The 16,176-nt window shown below is 67.8% G+C and carries 19 protein-coding genes; 8 read left to right on the top strand and 11 right to left on the bottom strand.

Annotated features, from left to right (window positions below; all coding sequences use genetic code 11):
• Positions 1 to 4: 4 nt before the first annotated feature.
• Positions 5 to 469 (bottom strand): redox-sensitive transcriptional activator SoxR, encoded by a 465-nt coding sequence (gene soxR, locus FB548_RS14665; protein WP_142125548.1) that lies wholly within the window; start codon positions 467 to 469, stop codon positions 5 to 7.
• A gap of 70 nt (positions 470 to 539) precedes the next feature.
• On the opposite strand from soxR, the gene FB548_RS14660 reads away from it, so the two are divergent.
• Positions 540 to 1,112, top strand: coding sequence for an NAD(P)H-dependent oxidoreductase (locus tag FB548_RS14660; protein ID WP_142125547.1), 573 nt, complete (start codon positions 540 to 542; stop codon positions 1,110 to 1,112).
• Positions 1,113 to 1,171: 59 nt separating this feature from the next.
• Positions 1,172 to 3,019 carry an ABC transporter ATP-binding protein gene (locus FB548_RS14655; RefSeq protein ID WP_142125546.1) on the top strand — a complete coding sequence of 616 codons (1,848 nt, stop codon included), beginning with the start codon at positions 1,172 to 1,174 and terminating at the stop codon, positions 3,017 to 3,019.
• Between the two features lie 192 nt (positions 3,020 to 3,211).
• On the opposite strand, the gene FB548_RS14650 is transcribed toward FB548_RS14655, so the two are convergent.
• From FB548_RS14650 to FB548_RS14620, 7 genes are all read right to left on the bottom strand, one after another.
• Entirely contained in the window at positions 3,212 to 3,655 is a 444-nt protein-coding gene (locus FB548_RS14650; protein ID WP_142125545.1) for a hypothetical protein, read from the bottom strand.
• A 66-nt stretch (positions 3,656 to 3,721) separates the two neighbouring features.
• Positions 3,722 to 5,032, bottom strand: coding sequence for a sorbosone dehydrogenase family protein (locus FB548_RS14645; protein WP_345775917.1), 1,311 nt, complete (start codon positions 5,030 to 5,032; stop codon positions 3,722 to 3,724).
• A 64-nt stretch (positions 5,033 to 5,096) separates the two neighbouring features.
• A complete protein-coding gene (locus tag FB548_RS14640) occupies positions 5,097 to 5,291 on the bottom strand; it encodes a CPXCG motif-containing cysteine-rich protein (RefSeq protein WP_142125543.1) in 195 nt (64 codons plus the stop codon).
• On the bottom strand, positions 5,291 to 5,578 hold the full coding sequence (locus tag FB548_RS14635) for a DUF3247 family protein (RefSeq protein ID WP_142125542.1): 288 nt from the start codon (positions 5,576 to 5,578) through the stop codon (positions 5,291 to 5,293). The genes FB548_RS14640 and FB548_RS14635 overlap by 1 nt, the downstream gene beginning before the upstream one ends.
• Before the next feature lie 64 nt (positions 5,579 to 5,642).
• Positions 5,643 to 6,320: a type 1 glutamine amidotransferase domain-containing protein gene (locus FB548_RS14630; RefSeq protein ID WP_142125541.1), complete on the bottom strand. Its 678-nt coding sequence runs from the start codon at positions 6,318 to 6,320 to the stop codon at positions 5,643 to 5,645.
• 61 nt (positions 6,321 to 6,381) lie between these two features.
• Positions 6,382 to 7,287, bottom strand: a complete 906-nt coding sequence (gene gnd / locus FB548_RS14625; RefSeq protein WP_142125540.1) for a phosphogluconate dehydrogenase (NAD(+)-dependent, decarboxylating) — start codon at positions 7,285 to 7,287, stop codon at positions 6,382 to 6,384.
• A gap of 91 nt (positions 7,288 to 7,378) precedes the next feature.
• Positions 7,379 to 8,077: an alpha/beta fold hydrolase gene (locus FB548_RS14620; RefSeq protein ID WP_142125539.1), complete on the bottom strand. Its 699-nt coding sequence runs from the start codon at positions 8,075 to 8,077 to the stop codon at positions 7,379 to 7,381.
• A gap of 117 nt (positions 8,078 to 8,194) precedes the next feature.
• Here FB548_RS14620 and FB548_RS14615 point away from each other — a divergent pair, with 117 nt between their 5' ends.
• From FB548_RS14615 to FB548_RS14605, 3 genes are all read left to right on the top strand, one after another.
• Positions 8,195 to 9,091 carry a TIGR01777 family oxidoreductase gene (locus FB548_RS14615; protein ID WP_142125538.1) on the top strand — a complete coding sequence of 299 codons (897 nt, stop codon included), beginning with the start codon at positions 8,195 to 8,197 and terminating at the stop codon, positions 9,089 to 9,091.
• A 285-nt stretch (positions 9,092 to 9,376) separates the two neighbouring features.
• Complete coding sequence (locus FB548_RS14610; protein WP_142125537.1) at positions 9,377 to 10,240, top strand: SDR family oxidoreductase; 864 nt, start codon at positions 9,377 to 9,379, stop codon at positions 10,238 to 10,240.
• Positions 10,241 to 10,291: 51 nt separating this feature from the next.
• Positions 10,292 to 10,765, top strand: a complete 474-nt coding sequence (locus FB548_RS14605) for a GNAT family N-acetyltransferase (RefSeq protein WP_142125536.1) — start codon at positions 10,292 to 10,294, stop codon at positions 10,763 to 10,765.
• Between the two features lie 27 nt (positions 10,766 to 10,792).
• On the opposite strand, the gene FB548_RS14600 is transcribed toward FB548_RS14605, so the two are convergent.
• Complete coding sequence (locus FB548_RS14600; RefSeq protein WP_142125535.1) at positions 10,793 to 11,188, bottom strand: low affinity iron permease family protein; 396 nt, start codon at positions 11,186 to 11,188, stop codon at positions 10,793 to 10,795.
• A 145-nt stretch (positions 11,189 to 11,333) separates the two neighbouring features.
• Between FB548_RS14600 and FB548_RS14595 the strand changes: the two genes are divergently transcribed.
• The 3 genes from FB548_RS14595 to FB548_RS14585 all read left to right on the top strand — a co-directional run bounded on the left by FB548_RS14595 (position 11,334) and on the right by FB548_RS14585 (position 13,610).
• Positions 11,334 to 11,720, top strand: coding sequence for an MmcQ/YjbR family DNA-binding protein (locus FB548_RS14595; protein WP_142125534.1), 387 nt, complete (start codon positions 11,334 to 11,336; stop codon positions 11,718 to 11,720).
• Positions 11,721 to 11,839: 119 nt separating this feature from the next.
• Positions 11,840 to 12,253, top strand: coding sequence for a VOC family protein (locus FB548_RS14590; protein WP_142125533.1), 414 nt, complete (start codon positions 11,840 to 11,842; stop codon positions 12,251 to 12,253).
• A gap of 91 nt (positions 12,254 to 12,344) precedes the next feature.
• Positions 12,345 to 13,610 (top strand): RNA polymerase sigma factor, encoded by a 1,266-nt coding sequence (locus FB548_RS14585; RefSeq protein WP_142125532.1) that lies wholly within the window; start codon positions 12,345 to 12,347, stop codon positions 13,608 to 13,610.
• Between the two features lie 9 nt (positions 13,611 to 13,619).
• Here FB548_RS14585 and FB548_RS14580 read toward each other — a convergent pair whose 3' ends face one another.
• Both FB548_RS14580 and FB548_RS14575 read right to left on the bottom strand, forming a co-directional pair.
• Complete coding sequence (locus FB548_RS14580; protein WP_185742127.1) at positions 13,620 to 15,359, bottom strand: caspase family protein; 1,740 nt, start codon at positions 15,357 to 15,359, stop codon at positions 13,620 to 13,622.
• A 236-nt stretch (positions 15,360 to 15,595) separates the two neighbouring features.
• Positions 15,596 to 16,114, bottom strand: coding sequence for a DUF1993 domain-containing protein (locus FB548_RS14575; RefSeq protein WP_255470575.1), 519 nt, complete (start codon positions 16,112 to 16,114; stop codon positions 15,596 to 15,598).
• Between the last annotated feature and the right edge of the window lie 62 nt (positions 16,115 to 16,176).

Raw genomic sequence — 16,176 nt, 5'->3', positions numbered from 1 at the left:
CCGCCTACCCGCCCGCTTCCAGCAACCGGGCGCCGGGGCCCTCCTCGCCCAGTTCGTCCCACGGATTGCGCAACGGGCACGCCTTCAACGACAGGCAGCCGCAGCCGATGCAGCCGTCGAGCTGGTCGCGCAAGCGGGTGAGGCTGGCAATGCGGGCCTCAAGTGCAGCGTGCCAGCGCGCAGACAGCTTCTTCCAGTCGGCCGCGGTGGGCGTGCGGTTGTCGGGCAATGAGGACAACGCGGACTGGATCTCCGCCAGCGGAATGCCGGTGCGCTGCGCGACCTTGATGACGGCCACGCGGCGCAGCACCTCGCGTGGATAGCGGCGCTGGTTGCCCGCATTGCGCCAGCTGTGGATCAGCCCCTTCGCTTCGTAGAAGTGCAGGGTGGAGACGGCGACGCCGGAACGTGCGGCCACTTGGCCGACGGTGAGTTCCGTTTCGATGGGCGGATGCTGTTTTCCAGGCATGGCGGGTTGACCTCAAGATTGCTTGAGGTTCTACCCTGCCCGCCTCTCCCTTGGCAATACGTGGACCGGCATGACGCCTCCCCTCAACCTCGCCCTGCTGTACGGCAGCACGCGTGAAGGCCGCTTCTGCGACATCGTGGCCGACTGGCTGCGCGGCCTGCTGGCGCAGCGCCGCGACTACGCCGTCGACGCGATCGATCCGGCCATGCTCGACCTGCCGCATCGGCACGGGGGCGCGCCGAGCGTGGACCTGGTGAATCTGCAACAACGCATCTGGCGCGCCGACGCCTTCGTCGTGGTCACGCCGGAGTACAATCACGGCTACCCCGCCGCGCTCAAGCACATGATCGACCTGGTGGCCTCGCACTGGCATGCGAAACCGGTCGGCTTCGTCGCGTATGGCGGGCTCAGCGGCGGCTCGCGTGCGGTGGAGCAGTTGCGACAGGTCTTCAGCGGGCTGCACGCAACGCCGGTCCGCGACGGCGTGTATTTCAACCAGGCCTGGAACCGCTTCGACTCCGGTGGCCGACCGCACGATGCTGACGCCAGCGAACATGCTGCGCGGCGCATGCTGGACCAACTGGCGTGGTACGGGCATGCGCTGCGGCAGGCACGCGCTGCCTGGCCATATCCCGCGGGCTGAGCACGCACCCCCCAATCACCGGTGCGCCGTGACGGCGGCACCTGCCATGGACCGACCCGATGTTCCGATTCTTCGAAACCCGCATCAACCCGTATCCCAAGGGCGAACCCGCCACCCCGCCCCGCAAGCTGCTGCCGTTCCTGCTGCACTATTCGCGGCCGCTGCTGCCGTGGCTGATCGCGATGTCGGTGCTGACCGGCGTGATCTCCGCGCTGGAGATCACCTTCTTCGACTACATGGGCCAGCTGGTCGACTGGATGGGCAATACGGGCCGCGACAGCTTCCTGCAGGTGCACGGGCAGAAGCTGCTGTGGATGGGCCTGCTGGTGGTGGTGGCTTACCCGCTGCTGGTGCTGGTGCAGTCGCTGATCATCCACCAGACCATCTTCGGCAACTACCCGATGATCGCCCGCTGGCTGTCGCACCGTTATCTGCTGCGGCAGAGCGTGGGCTTCTTCCAGGACGAGTTCGCCGGCCGCATTTCGCAGAAGGTCATGCAGACCGCGCTGTCGATCCGCGAGACGGTGATGAAGCTGATGGACGTGTTCGTCTACGTCGTCGTCTACTTCGTCGGCACCGTGGTGCTGGTGGCACAGGCCGACGTGTGGCTGGTGCTGCCGCTGGTCGTCTGGCTGGCCAGCTATCTGGTGCTGGTGTTCCACTTCGTTCCGCGCCTGCAGAAGGTGTCGATGGCGCAGTCGGACGCGCGCGCGCAGATGACCGGCCGCATCGTCGACAGCTACACCAACATCCAGACCATCAAGCTGTTCGCCCACACCATGCGCGAGCAGGACTACGCGCGCGGCGCGATGGACGAGTTCATGGTCACCGTGCATGCGCAGATGCGGCTGGTGACCCAGCTGACCGTCGCCCTGCATACGCTCAATGCGTTCCTGCTGGCCAGCGTGGCCGGCGTGGCGATCTGGGCGTGGCTGCAGGCGTCGATCTCGATGGGCGCAATCGCGGTGGCCATCGCGCTGGTGATGCGCATCCGCTCGATGTCGGACTGGATCCTGTGGGAAGTGGCGGGCCTGTTCGAGAACATCGGCACCGTCGAGGACGGGATGGGCACGCTGGCGCAGCCGCTGGCCATCGCCGATGCGAAGGACGCGAAGGACCTGGACGTTGCGCACGGCGAGATCCGCTTCGACCACGTGAAGTTCCACTACGGCCGCGAGGCCAAGGTGATCGACGACCTGTCGCTGGTGATCAAGCCGGGCGAGAAGGTCGGCATCGTCGGCCGCTCCGGCGCCGGCAAGTCCACGCTGGTGAACCTGCTGCTGCGCTTCTACGACGTGGAAGGCGGGCGCATCCTGATCGACGGCCAGGACGTGGCGCACGTCACCCAGGAATCGCTGCGCCGGAACATCGGCATGGTCACCCAGGACACCTCGCTGCTGCACCGTTCGATCCGCGACAACATCCGCTACGGCCGCCCGGACGCGACCGAGGAGGAACTGCTGCAGGCCTCGGAGCGCGCGCATGCGGACGAGTTCATCCGCGGGCTCACCGATGCCAAAGGCCGCAGCGGCTACGACACCCAGGTGGGCGAGCGCGGCGTGAAGCTGTCCGGCGGCCAGCGCCAGCGTGTGGCGATCGCGCGCGTGCTGCTGAAGGATGCACCGATCCTGGTACTGGACGAAGCGACGTCCGCGCTGGATTCGGAAGTCGAAGCCGCCATCCAGGAACAGTTGTACGCACTGATGGAAGGCAAGACCGTCATCGCCATCGCGCACCGCCTGTCCACCATCGCCGTCCTCGATCGCTTGATCGTGATGGATGGTGGCCGCGTCATCGAAAGCGGCAGCCACGAGGAACTGCTGCTGCAGGACGGCCTGTATGCCGCACTGTGGCGCCGACAGTCGGGTGGTTTCATCGGCGTGGATCTGGAAGAGGCCGAAGCCTAGCCTTTTCCCTTCTCCCCGCACGGCGGGGAGAAGGTGGCCGGAGGCCGGATGAGAGGCGAGCGCGGTAGCCAGCCGCCGCGCGTTGTGCGTCGACGTTGGAAACGGTCCGGCCGCATCGACGATACAGGCTTCGTCACCCCTCACCCGCCTTCGGCACCCTCTCCCCGCTGCGCAGGGAGAGGGGAAAACACGTCAGGACAACCAGCCGCGCGCCTGCGCCTTGTTGGCATACCACAGCAGGAACAGCGCGATCACCAGCAGTACCGCCGGCATCACCAGCCCCACGGGACCATAGGCGGACCACGCTGGCGTCACCACGTACGCAGCGATCATCTGCACCAGCAGGGCGATCAGCGACAGCAGGAACATCGTGCCTGCCCAGCGCTTCTTCAGCAGCAGTCCCAGCGCGCCCAGCACGCCGGCGAACACCGCCACGGCGAAGGCGATGTTGAGCCAGCCGGGTGTCGCTTCGTAGACCTGGCGTTGTGGCTCGGTCATCGCCGCCAGCTGCTCGGCGGACATGTTCACCTGCATGTACCACATGGCCACGCCGATCAGATTCCACACCAGCGCGAACGCGCCGATGATCCAGAAGCCGAGCGGACGCTTGGGTGCAACGGTGGTGGTCGTGTTCATCTCCCCTCCCCAGGGTTGGTTATCGGACCGAGGCGGAGCATACGCCCGCCCGCCGCGATACGCGCGTTACGGTCGCGCGGCCGGGGCCACGCGCCAGACCACGTTGCCTACGTCGTCGGCCAGCAGCACGCCACCGCGCGCGTCCACGGCGACACCCACGGGCCGGCCACGCGCATTGCTATTGGCGTCGAGGAAGCCGGTCAGCACATCGACCGGTGCGCCGTGCGGGCGCCCGTTGGCGAAACGCACGAACACCAGCCGGTAACCGGCCGGCTCGCGCCGGTTCCAGGACCCGTGCTCGCCGATGAAGGCACCACCCCGCAGCGCCGCCGGCCAGCCCGCCCCATCATGGAAGGCCAGTCCCAGCGCGGCGACATGCGCGCCCAGCGCGTAGTCCGGCGCAATCGCCCGTGCCACAAGGTCCGGGCGCGGCGGCTGCACGCGCGCGTCGACATGGTCGCCGTAGTAGCTGTAAGGCCAACCGTAGAACGCGCCTTCGCGCACCGAAGTCAGGTAGTCCGGCACCAGCGCGTCGCCGAGTTCGTCGCGCTCGTTGACGACGGTCCACAGCGCGCCGCCTTGCGGTTCCCATGCCAGGCCCACCGGATTGCGCAAGCCCGAGGCGAACACGCGGCGCGCGCCGGTTGCCACCTCCACCTGCAGGATCGCGGCACGATCGGTTTCCATCGCCCCGCCGTTCTCGCCGACATTGCTGTTGGAGCCCACGCCGACATACAGGCGGCGCCCGTCCACGCTGGCCAGCAGGCTCTTGGTCCAGTGATGGTTGAGCGGCCCGCCGGGCAGGTCGACGAGTTTCACCGGCGTCGCGTCGCTGGCCGTCTGTCCCTCGCGGTACGGCACGCTGACGATCGCATCGGCGTTGGCGATGTAGAGCCTTCCATCGACGAGCGCCATGCCGAACGGCGAGAACAGGCCGGTGAGAAAAGCCGTGCGCAGTTCCGCCACGCCATCGCCGTCGGCATCGCGCAGCAGGGTGATGCGGTTGGCGCTGGGCGCGGCTGCACCTGCCTTCTTCATGGCGCGCTGCATGAACCAGGTGCGCAGGCCCTTCTTCTGCGCCGGCTTGGGGGGCGCATTGGTCTCGGCAACCAGCACGTCGCCGTTCGGCAGCACGTAAAGCCAGCGAGGATGATCCAGCCCACGCGCGAAGGCGGTGACGTCCAGGCCGGGCGCGGCCGTCGGCGCAGTACCCTCCGGCCAGCCCACGGCCGGGGCCACGTTCACCGTGGGAATCCAGCGCTCCTGCGATGCCGGCAGCGTGGGCTGCGGCCCGGTTTCGGTCGGCGATTGCGCGCGCCCGGTGCAGCAGAGGCAGCCCAGCAGCAGTACCGGCAACAGGCAGCGGATCGGCACCATGGCACGCACTCCTGACGGCATGCTGCGAGCCTAGGCGCGACGGTGCGAACACTGCGTCAACGGCTCAGGCCTCGTCCTGCCCCCATGCGTCGATCTCGACCACGCCATCGTCGTCGACGCTCACCCGCACTTCGATGGGCTTGCAGCAGACGTGGCAGTCCTCGATGTAGCGCTGGTCGCCGGCCGAATCATCCACGACCAGCGTGATGACTTCCCCGCAGTACGGGCAGGCGATGTCGACGGACGGCAGCTGCGGCATCACGCCGACCCCAGCGCCGTCACCGACGCGATACGGTCCAGCCACAGGTAATGCGCCACCTCCGAGCGCTTGCCGTCGTCGATGCGCACCACGGCGTTGAAGCCTTCATGGCCTTCGCTGTCGCGGAACACCTGCACACTGGGGCGCACCGGCACGATGCCGGTGATCGAGCCGCCATCGGTAAGCTTCAATTCCACCTTCGCCTCGTCCGGCAGTTGAAGGATCAATGCCTCCATGCGGGCGATATCGTCCTGTCGGGTGTAGAGATGCTGCGGCGCCTGCGTCATGGTCCAACTCCGTGCGAATGCGTCCCCAACCCTAGTCCCGGCGCGGTAAGCGGCCGTGAACACGTCAGCGCAGCAGGCGCAACACGTCCTCGGCCGCCGCTTCGGACGACGCGGGATTCTGCCCCGTCACCAGCCTGCCATCGGTCACCACGTACGACTGCCACACTGCGCCGCGCTCGTAGCGCCCACCGTTCTTCTTCAGCACGTCTTCCAGCGAGAACGGCACCACTTCGGCCAGCCCGACCGCCGCTTCTTCCTCGTTGGAGAAACCGGTCACGCGCTTGTCCTTCACCAGCGGCTCGCCCAGCGCGCCGCGCGTGTGCCGGAACACCGCCGGCCCATGGCACACCGCCGCCACCGGCCTGCCGGCGGAGAACGCCTGCTCGATGAGCCGTATGGAATCGGCATCCTCGGCCAGGTCCCACAGCGGACCGTGCCCGCCCGGATAGAACACGGCATCGAACTCGCCATCCACCACGTCCTTCAGGCGCAGCGTGCCGGCCAGCGCGGACAGTGCGTCCGCATCCTCGTTGAAGCGCACGGTGGCGGCGGTCTGCGCATCGGGCGCATCGCTCTTCGGGTCCAGCGGAGGCTGCCCGCCCTTCGGCGACGCCAGCACGACCTCCGCGCCCGCATCCTTGAACACGTAGTAGGGCGCAGCGAATTCCTCCAGCCAGAAGCCGGTCTTGTGCCCGGTATCGCCCAGGCGATCATGGGACGTCAGCACCATCAGGATCTTCATCGGCGTTTCCCTCGTGTCGATGCGGCCAGACTAGCGCCGCCTTCGATAAGGCCAGGTGAGCCTAGCCCTGCTTCACCGCATGCCCGCCGAACTCGTTGCGCATCGCCGCCAGCAGCTTGTCGGCGTAGGAATCATCATCGCGCGAGCGCAGGCGCTCCAGCAGGGACAGCGTGATCACCGGCGCGGAGACGTTGAGGTCGATGGCCTCGGCCACGGTCCAGCGGCCTTCGCCCGAATCGGCCACGTAGGGCGCTATGCCCTGCATCTCCGGATTCTTCTTCAGCGCATCGGCGGTCAGGTCCAGCAGCCACGAGCGCACCACGCTGCCGTCGCGCCAGATGTCGGCCAGGGCTCCCAGGTCGAACGCCATCTCCTGCTTTTTCTTCAGGATGGCGAAGCCCTCGGCGTACGCCTGCATCATTCCGTACTCGATGCCGTTGTGGACCATCTTGGCGAAGTGGCCCGCACCGCTGGGACCCACCCGGCCCCAGCCACTGTCCGGCGCAGGCGCCAGCGTGGCGAACACGGCGCGCAGCTGCTCCACCGCGCCGGCGTCGCCGCCGATCATCAGGCTGTAGCCTTCCGCCAGACCCCACACACCACCGCTCGTGCCGCAGTCGAGATAGTGGATGCCGGCATCGCCCAGTTGTGCGGCACGGCGCTGGGTGTCCTTGTAGTTGGAATTGCCGCCATCGATCACCGTGTCGCCCGCCGACAGCAGCGGCCGCAACGGGTCCAGCGTGTCGTCGACCACGTGCCCGGCCGGCACCATCAGCCACACCACGCGCGGCGTGGGCAGCGCCGACACCGCGTTCTGCAGGCTGGCATGCGCGACGATGCCGCGCGCCCCCGCCTGCTGGCGCGCAGCTTCGCCCGGATCGTAGCCGCGCACCGCGTGGCCGCCGCGTACCAGCCGCTCGGCCATGTTGGCGCCCATGCGCCCCAGCCCGATCATCGCCAGTTCCATGTGTACTCCCGTGTGGTCAGTCAAGAATGAAGAGGTTCCCGTGCATTGTCCGCCCCGCGTACGGCCATGGCGTGCATGTGCGTGCGGCGACTCATGCGGCCAGCAGCCAGTCGCGCAGGACCGCCGATGTTTCCTGCGGGACTTCCATCGGAGGCAGGTGCCCGCAGCGCGCGAACACATGCAGACGCGCGCCCGGAATGCGCTCGTGCAGGATCCGCGCTTCTTCCGGCAGGGTCATGCGGTCGTCCTCGCCCACGCCGACCAGCGTCGGCACGGCGAGGGTGGGCAGCAGCGGCAGCGAATCGGGACGGTCGATGATGGCGCGCTGCTGGCGCAGGAACGCATCGCGGCCGACACGCTGCGCCATGGCCATCACCTCCGCGCCCACGGCGTCGTCCACCCGGCTCTCGTGCACCAGCTGCGGCAGCAGTTTGCGGGTGACCCCCGCAAAGCGCCCGGACTCGGCCATCGCCAGCCCTGCCCGCCGCACGGCGAGCCGCTTCGGCGGATCCAGCCGCGCACTGGTGTCCAGCAACGCCAGCCGCGCGACGCGTTGCGGTGCCTGGCGCAGGATCTCGAACGCGACATAGCCGCCCATCGACAATCCCGCCAATGCGAACACCGGCGGCGCCGTGGCCAGCACGCGCGCCGCCATGCCGGCGACGCTGTCGTCCCGGGTCAGGTCGGCGTGATGCACCGCCGCGACGTTGGCCAGGGCCTCAGCGGGCGCATGCCACAAGCGCTCATCGCACAGCAGACCGGGGAGCAGGAGCAGAGGTAGCGAAGCCATGCCGACAGTGTAATCACCCGCATGCCGGACCATCGTCGATCACCGCCGACGGTCCGTTCCACATCCGCAACACGCACATCTGCGTAAGCTGGTGGTGTCCCTCACGAGTCCCGCTTCATGCGCGTCCTGATCACCGGCGGCACCGGCTTCATCGGCCAGGCCCTCTGCGCCCGCCTGCTGCAGGGCGGCCACACCGTCAGCGTGCTGACACGCGACCCTGCGCGCGCCCGCGCACAGCTGCCGGGCGTGCACGCGCTCGCCACGCTGGAGGAGGCCAGCGGGGTGGAGGCGGTCGTGAACCTGGCCGGGGAGCCGCTCATGGCCGGGCGATGGAACGCGGAGCGCAAGGTGGCGTTCCGGACTTCGCGCATCGGCACCACGCAGGCGCTGATCGCGTGGATGGCGCGCCAGGCCGCGCGCCCGCGCGTGCTGGTATCCGGCTCGGCGATCGGCTACTACGGCCCGCGCGACGACGTGGCGCTGGACGAATCCGCCGCCCCGGGCGACGACTTCGCCGCACGCCTGTGCCTGGACTGGGAAACCGAAGCGATGCAGGCCGAAAGCCTGGATGTCCGCACCTGCCGCGTGCGGACCGGCATCGTGCTCGGTACCGAGGGCGGCGCATTGGCGAAGATGCTGCCCCCGTTCCGCATGGGGGTAGGCGGACCGATGGGCGATGGCCGGCAATGGATGAGCTGGATCCATCGCGACGATCTGGTCAGCCTGTTCCAGTGGCTGCTGGAGCGCGACCAGGCCGGCGGCGCCTACAACGGCACCGCACCCACGCCGGTGACCAACCGCGACTTCGCACGCGCGCTGGGCAAGGCCCTGCATCGCCCCGCCGTATTGCCCACGCCAGCCTTCGCGTTGACCCTCGGCTTCGGTGAAATGGCCCAGCTTCTGCTCACCGGCCAGCGCGTGCTGCCCGCTCACGCCCTGGCAGAAGGCTTCACGTTCCGCTTCCCCACGCTGGAAACGGCGCTTGAGGACCTGCTGCAGAGCCCGGCGAGGTGACCGCGGCTGCCCGCGAGACGTTTTTGCCTGACGCACCTGCCCATGGGTGAGTGGAACGAGGCTTTTCGACTCGTGCGCCAGCCCGGATGAGAGAAGCGCCAGTCTTCTCCACTGACACGCCAGGTCATCGGCGAGGCGAGTTCTGTTTCCGGCCGCGCACGGCGAACGCGACGTGGACGTCGCGTGCAGCCCTGACGACGGCGATCACGACGATCTTCATCGCCTGCCGACGGAGGCGTAACGTCCGCGCACTTAGGGTCGGGACGTTCCTTCCAGGAGTGCGTCATGCCCACCAAGAAGCGCGTCAACCGTCCGCAGACCCAGCGTCGCCAGCCCGGCCGCCAACCGCGGATGCAGCCCGAACCCGAAACCATCCGCCCCGGCTACCGCGGCAGTGGCCGGCTCCACGGCAAGGTGGCGCTGGTGACCGGCGGCGACAGCGGCATCGGGCGCGCGGTGGCGGTGCATTTCGCACACGAGGGTGCCGATGTCGCGATTGCCTACCTGGAAGAAGATCGCGATGCACGGGAAACGCAGCGCTTGATCGAGGCCACGGGGCGGCGCGCCCTGGTAGTGCGCGGTGACCTGGCCACGCCGGCGCGCTGCCGTCGGGTGGTCGCGCGTACTGTGAAGCAGTTCGGTGCGCTGGACGTGCTGGTCAACAACCACGCGCAGCAATACCCCGTGGATGCGCCTGAAGAACTGACGCCCGCGCGCCTGCGGCATACCTTCGAGACCAACCTGTTCTCGTTCTTCCACCTGGTCGATGCTGCGCTGGAACACCTGCCGGAGAAGACCGGCTGCATCATCAACACCGGCTCGGTGACCGGCGTGCGCGGCCACGACACGCTGCTGGACTATGCCGCGACCAAGGGCGCGATCCATGCGATGACGTTCTCGCTGGCCAAGTCGCTGGCGGACCGGGGTATCCGTGTCAACGCGGTCGCACCGGGTCCCATCTGGACGCCGCTGATCCCGGCCTCGTTCACCCGCAAGCAGGTGGCGGAATTCGGCTCGGACACGCTGATGAAGCGCCCCGGCCAGCCGTCGGAAGTCGCGCCGGCGTATGTATTTCTGGCCAGCGAGGATGCGCGCTACATCACCGGCCAGCTGATCCACATCAACGGGGGTGGGCATATCTCGGCGTGAGCCGAGGCGCGGCATACTGACGACGCCGCTCGGGTGTCCTCGTTCTCGTCCATGCCGACGCTCCGTCTCTACCGTCCCGACGACGCTTCCACGCTGGCCGATCTGTACGCCAGATCCGTCGTGCACTACGGCCCGCGCGCCTACACCGCGGTGCAGGTGTCCGCGTGGGCGGCGACGGCGACTCTCGAGGGGACGGAAGCCCGATGCATCGACGGGCGCCACGTGCTGGTCGCGCAGGATGCCGACGGATCGGTGCTGGGCTTCGGCGACATGGAAGACGATGGGCACCTCGACTTCCTCTACATCGCACCGGAAGCCGAAGGCATGCGCTTGGGTTCGCTGCTGTACGCCGCACTGGAGGCGCATGCGCTGCACTTGCACGTGCCGCGCATCTTCGTGGAAGCCAGCGAGCTGTCGCGGCCGTTGTTCGAGCGCCGCGGCTTCCTGATGCTGGGCCGCAACGATCTGTCGCTCGGCGGCGTGGCCATCCACAACTACCGGATGGAGAAGCGGTTGCCGGAGTGATGGGTGCGACGCCGGGGATTCCGCAAGCTACTTTTGCCTGGCCTTCGCTTGCTGCACCTCGCGCGCTTCACGCGCCATCAGCTCGTAGCGCTCGCGCAGGGCATCGAGTTCCTTCTCTTCCATTTCCTCCAGGTCGAGCAATGCGTTGTTGGCGTTGCGCGAGACACGGATCAGCTCGTCCAGTTTGATCTGCATGGCTTCGGTGTCGCGGTTCTGGGTGTTCTGGATCAGGAACACCATCAGGAAGGTGATGATGGTGGTGCCGGTATTGATGACGAGCTGCCAGGTATCGCTGAAGCCGAACATCGGCCCGCTGATCGCCCACGCCAGCAGCACCGCCAGCGCCAGCGCGAAACACGTGGGCCTGCCGGTGAACGTGGAGGCCATCTTGGCCACGCGCGTGAACAGGGAGTGGGACGACATGGCGTGCGATCCTGTGCATGGCAAGGCAGGCAAGGTAATCCCTTGCACGAAGGCGGGCGTGAACAGAGTCCTCTCGCGGACAGCCAATGCCCTCGACTGCGTCGCCACCGGCGCACCGCCAGCGGCGGCGGCGTTAGCATGCCGCATGGATGTCGCCGCCCTCAAACGCCATTGCAGGTCCCTGCCCGGCGCCGTCGAACAACGGTACGACGCACCGGCCAACATCCTGGTGTATGCGGTGGGCGGCAAGCGCTTCGCCTACTTCAAGACCAGTAAACCGGAGCGTTGGCGTTTCAGTTTCAAGGTCACGCCGGAGCGCTTCCTTGAACTGACCGACCAGCCCGGCATCAAGCCTGCGCGCTGGCTGGGGCACCACCGCTGGGTCACGGTGGTGGACGTTTCCACCGTGCCGGCCGACTACTTGAAGGACTTGGTGGCGTGGTCATACCGGTACGCCTGGGACAGGTTGAGCCGGCGGCAGCGTGTCGAGATCCAGGAAGAGGCATCGGCGCCGGACGGAAAGGTCCGCTGAGTGGCGCGCACCCCGAATGAAGAAGTCCGGCCCGGCGTGTCGATTCCAGGCACGCCGGTTCGTCGGAGAAAAGAAGCAGGGCTGGCCAAGCCCGTACCCATCACCCCAAGGAGCGCACCATGAACGTCAATCCCTACCTGATCCTCAATGGCGACTGCGAAGCCGCCTTCACTTTCTACGCCCAGGCTACGGGCGGCACGCTGGGGCCGATGATGCGCTTCGAGGGCACCGAAGGCTGCGAGGACATGCCGGCCGAGTACAAGCAGAAGATCATGCATACGCATGTGATGTTCGGCCAGACCGTGCTGATGGGGTCGGACAACCATCCGGCCTATCCGTACGAAGGCGTGAAGGGCTGTTCGGTGTCGCTGTCGGTGGACAGCATCGCCGATGCGGAACGCATCTTCGCCGCGCTCTCCGATGCCGGCCAGGTGACCATGCCGCTGGCGCAGACCTTCTGGGCGGTACGCTTCGGCATGCTGGTCGACAAGTTCGGCGTGCCGTGGATGATCAACTGCGAGAAGGATGCCTGATGCCCGTGCGGGGACGTCATGCACACGCTGATGCCCCTGTTCGCTGCGCTGCGACTTTCACCGGTCGTGGCGCCGTGGTGTGATGCGCGGCATGTCGACCTCCCCTACCCATCGCGCGATAGATGCCGTCTGGCGCATCGAATCCGCGCGCGTGATCGCCGGTCTCGCCCGCATGCTGCGCGACCTGGACCTGGCCGAAGAGCTGGCGCAGGACGCGCTGGTGTCCGCCCTGGAAACCTGGCCTCGTGACGGCGTGCCGGACAACCCGGGGGCCTGGCTGATGACTACCGCCAAGCGCCGTGCGATCGACCGGTTGCGGCGGCTCCAATTGCTGGACCGCAAGCACGAGGAACTGGCGCGCGAGCTGGAGGACGTGCAGGAAGAACGGCGCGCGCGTGACGAGGACGCGCTGGACCACGACATCGACGACGACCTGCTGCGGCTGGTCTTCGTGTCGTGTCATCCGGTGCTGTCGATGGAGGCCCGCGTGGCGCTGACGCTGCGCCTGCTGTGCGGGCTGACGACGGACGAGATCGCGCGTGCGTTCCTGACCTCGGAACCTACCGTCGCCCAGCGCATCGTGCGCGCCAAGCGCACGCTGGCCGACGCCGACGTGGCGTTCGAGGTGCCTCGCGGGGACGAACTGCAGGAGCGCCTTTCGTCGGTGCTCGGCGTGGTGTACCTGGTCTTCAACGAAGGATATTCGGCTACCAGTGGCGACGGCTGGATGCGCCCCGCGCTGTGCGAGGAAGCGCTGCGGCTGGGCCGCATGCTGGCCGCCCTGGCACCACGCGAACCGGAAGTGCATGGGTTGGTCGCGCTGATGGAGATCCAGGCCTCGCGCTTGCACGCGCGCACCGGCAAGGACGGCGAGCCGGTGCTGCTGCTGGACCAGGATCGCGGCCGTTGGGACCACCTGCTCATCCGGCGCGGCCTGGCCGCGCTGGAGCGTGCCGAGCAGTTGGGCGGTGCATTCGGCCCCTATGCCCTGCAGGCCGCCATCGCCGCCTGCCATGCCCGCGCCGGCACGGCGGACGCGACGGACTGGGCGCGGATCGCGACGCTGTACGCGGCGCTGGCGCAGGTGAATCCGTCACCGGTGGTCGAACTGAACCGCGCGGTCGCCGTGTCGATGGCCGCCGGCCCGGCCAGTGCGTTGCCGCTGGTGGACCGGCTGCGCGACGAGCCGGCGATGAAGCAGTACCACCTGCTGCCCAGCGTGCGCGGGGATCTGCTGTTCAAGCTGGACCGCCGCGACGAAGCACGTGCGGAGTTCGAGCGTGCGGCGGCGATGACCCGCAACGCGCGCGAGCAGGCCCTGCTGCTGGCGCGCGCGCGCGAGTGCGCTGCCGGGTAACAAGCCCCACTACATCCAGCGCGACAGGCGGATCTCGGGCCCTGCCAGGGCGGCGGTCTGGTCGTAGTCCAGTTCGCGCAGTTCCTGCGAGGTGTGTTTCACCAGGTCGCTGACCTTCAGCCGTCGCCGGTCTCCGTGGCCCCCGGCCAGCATGCGGCGCCAGTTCTTCACCAGCGCATAGGTGAACGCGCCATGCTGGACAGCGCCGTGCTCGTATTCGTAGGCGAACTCGCCTTCCTGGCACGCGTACACCAGCAGCGGCATGTACGGCCCCTTGTGGCCGAGCTTCTTGCGCATCTGGCGCGCTTGGCCCAGCGGCAGCGTGCGTACCGGCAATGCGTAGCCCAGGCGGCCGCTCATGTCGCCCAGCGGCATGGTGTCCTGGTCGACGGCCAGCTGCTTGCGCTCGTTGAGTTCCAGTTCGCGCGGTACCCACATCTCCCTGGCGGCGTTCCATTTCATCGCACGATGGCGGATGTCGTCCGGCGGGTTGAGTCCGCGCATGCGCGCCGGACCACCCTTGGCCATGCCGCCGGAATGGCAGCAGTCCAGCAGGATGCTGAAGTCCACGTCGTACGGCAGCTGCACGTAGCGCTCGAACAGCCAGTCGTCGGTGAGCGCGGTGTCTTCCGTCCAGTCGAAGTCGTAGGGCACCAGCGTTTCGTCCATGCGGTCGACACGGTCCCCCAGGCCGTAGCTGGGCAGCTGGGCGCCGTGCCCGCTGTAGTACAGGATGCGCTGGTCGCCACTGCGCACGCCTTCGAGCAGCCAGTCCACGCGCTCGCGGATGCCGTCGGCGGTGGCGCGCTCGTTCAGCACCACGCGGATGTCGCCGGCATCGAAGCCCTGTTCCTGCAGCATCGCGCTCATCAGGAAGACATCGTTGACGCAACCGCCCAGGCGCTGGTCCGGGTCGGGATAGTCGTTGATGCCGATCAGCAGCGCACGCTTGCGCGGTGTCGCCACGCGGCAGGCGACCGGCGTCTGTTCGCGCAGGGCGCGGGTGATGCGCGTGGTTTCATCGTTGAGCACATCGAACCAGAACGTGCTGATGGCCTGCGGATGGCGCAGGTATTCCTCGGCCGCATGGTCGGCGTTGCCGGGAATGTCGAAATGCGTGTCGACCTGGCGGAAGTTGTCGGCGGCAATGGAAACGCGCGCCGTGAACACCGAATCGAAACGGTTGTAGAGGTGGTACCAGAAACGCGCCTTCTCGATCGCGCTCAGACGGCCGGCCTGGTATTCGCCACGCACGAAGGGATTGCCGATCTGCGAGCCGAGCGATGCGAAGTAGCGGCCACTCGCGGTGGCGCGCGTTTCTTCATGGGTGAAGGTGTCGTAGCAGACCAGCGACCCGAGGCTGTGGCCGAGCACCACGTGCGGCTTCATCGCCTCGATGCGCTGTACCAGCCGCGTCCGGGTCTGCTTGCGGAACGTCGCGCTCTCGACCCACTTCACCACCATGCCGGCGGTGTGGCGCAGCTTCGAATCGTCGCCGCGCGCACGCCTGAACGGCGCGGTGATGCCGTTCGCCAGCAGCCGCGCCAGCGCTTCGAGCGTGTCCCCCAGGCTGACCTTGTGCTGGGCGAAGATGTCGTCGTAGTGGCAGTACTGGATGTCGAGCGCGCGCTCGGCATCGACCTGGCGGCAGGCGTCGTGGATCGCCGCCTCCCATTGCTGCTGCCATGCACCGCCTGGCGGATGCTGGCCCACGCCATGCACGCACAGGATACGTAGTGCCGTTGCCATCGTTTCTTCCTCCCTGATGTGGTCCCGGCGTCCGCGCAGGCGAGGTGGCCTCGCATGGCGTGGATGCCCGACCGACAGTATCGGAGCAGCGGGTCGCATGCCGTGAAACGGGCAGCACTCCGTCGCCGCAGGGCAACTGGCTCCTCAGGGAAGCCACCGCACGGCAGGGAGCGCGCGGTTCTTCCTGTCCAACGCCGGGCGGCAACGGGAGCGGACACGCCGCGCCGGCCGGCACGTCAGGCGTCGGGACCCAGGAAATCCAGCTTGCCCAGCGGTACGCCGTTGTGGCGCAGGATCGCGTAGGCGGTGGTGACGTGGAAGAACAGGTTGGGCAGGACGAAGCCCAGCAGGTAGCCGCGGCCGTCGAACTTCAGCTCGCCGCGCGTGCGCGTGGCCAGCGTGATGCTGCGGTCCTGGCTGCCTTCCAGCGCAGCCTCGTCGAAAGTCCGCAGATAGGCGCAGACCGCATCCAGGCGTGCGTAGAGTTCTTCGAACGTGGTTTCGACATCGTCGAAGCGTGGCGACTCCACGCCAGCGAGGCGGGCGACGGCGAACTTCGCCGTATCCGTCGCGAACTGCACCTGGCGCACCAGCGGGAACATGTCCGGCGCCAGCCGCGACTGCAGCAGGATCGTGGGCTCATAGCCCTTGTCCCGCGCATGCGCTTCGCCTTTCGCCAGCACGTGGCGCAGGTTCCCGAGCGCACGGAGAAGAACGGGGACCGAAGCCTGGTACATCGAAAGGGCGTTGCTCATGGGGCATGTCCGGGAGAGGTGGAATGCGAGGATAGCCTCGCGGCGGCACGCTGATTAGCCGC

This window comes from Pseudoxanthomonas sp. 3HH-4 (genome assembly GCF_006716465.1).
Taxonomy (GTDB): domain Bacteria; phylum Pseudomonadota; class Gammaproteobacteria; order Xanthomonadales; family Xanthomonadaceae; genus Pseudoxanthomonas_A.
Note: the sequence above shows the minus strand (reverse complement) of the source record. Positions and strands in the feature narration are given on the sequence as shown.

Bases quoted from the DNA above. Each gene is read 5' to 3' on its own strand.
- soxR (WP_142125548.1), bottom strand. From the start codon at position 469: ATGCCTGGAAAACAGCATCCGCCCATCGAAACGGAACTCACCGTCGGC.
- FB548_RS14660 (WP_142125547.1), top strand. From the start codon at position 540: ATGACGCCTCCCCTCAACCTCGCCCTGCTGTACGGCAGCACGCGTGAA.
- FB548_RS14655 (WP_142125546.1), top strand. From the start codon at position 1,172: ATGTTCCGATTCTTCGAAACCCGCATCAACCCGTATCCCAAGGGCGAA.
- FB548_RS14650 (WP_142125545.1), bottom strand. From the start codon at position 3,655: ATGAACACGACCACCACCGTTGCACCCAAGCGTCCGCTCGGCTTCTGG.
- FB548_RS14645 (WP_345775917.1), bottom strand. From the start codon at position 5,032: ATGGTGCCGATCCGCTGCCTGTTGCCGGTACTGCTGCTGGGCTGCCTC.
- FB548_RS14640 (WP_142125543.1), bottom strand. From the start codon at position 5,291: ATGCCGCAGCTGCCGTCCGTCGACATCGCCTGCCCGTACTGCGGGGAA.
- FB548_RS14635 (WP_142125542.1), bottom strand. From the start codon at position 5,578: ATGACGCAGGCGCCGCAGCATCTCTACACCCGACAGGACGATATCGCC.
- FB548_RS14630 (WP_142125541.1), bottom strand. From the start codon at position 6,320: ATGAAGATCCTGATGGTGCTGACGTCCCATGATCGCCTGGGCGATACC.
- gnd (WP_142125540.1), bottom strand. From the start codon at position 7,287: ATGGAACTGGCGATGATCGGGCTGGGGCGCATGGGCGCCAACATGGCC.
- FB548_RS14620 (WP_142125539.1), bottom strand. From the start codon at position 8,077: ATGGCTTCGCTACCTCTGCTCCTGCTCCCCGGTCTGCTGTGCGATGAG.
- FB548_RS14615 (WP_142125538.1), top strand. From the start codon at position 8,195: ATGCGCGTCCTGATCACCGGCGGCACCGGCTTCATCGGCCAGGCCCTC.
- FB548_RS14610 (WP_142125537.1), top strand. From the start codon at position 9,377: ATGCCCACCAAGAAGCGCGTCAACCGTCCGCAGACCCAGCGTCGCCAG.
- FB548_RS14605 (WP_142125536.1), top strand. From the start codon at position 10,292: ATGCCGACGCTCCGTCTCTACCGTCCCGACGACGCTTCCACGCTGGCC.
- FB548_RS14600 (WP_142125535.1), bottom strand. From the start codon at position 11,188: ATGTCGTCCCACTCCCTGTTCACGCGCGTGGCCAAGATGGCCTCCACG.
- FB548_RS14595 (WP_142125534.1), top strand. From the start codon at position 11,334: ATGGATGTCGCCGCCCTCAAACGCCATTGCAGGTCCCTGCCCGGCGCC.
- FB548_RS14590 (WP_142125533.1), top strand. From the start codon at position 11,840: ATGAACGTCAATCCCTACCTGATCCTCAATGGCGACTGCGAAGCCGCC.
- FB548_RS14585 (WP_142125532.1), top strand. From the start codon at position 12,345: ATGTCGACCTCCCCTACCCATCGCGCGATAGATGCCGTCTGGCGCATC.
- FB548_RS14580 (WP_185742127.1), bottom strand. From the start codon at position 15,359: ATGGCAACGGCACTACGTATCCTGTGCGTGCATGGCGTGGGCCAGCAT.
- FB548_RS14575 (WP_255470575.1), bottom strand. From the start codon at position 16,114: ATGAGCAACGCCCTTTCGATGTACCAGGCTTCGGTCCCCGTTCTTCTC.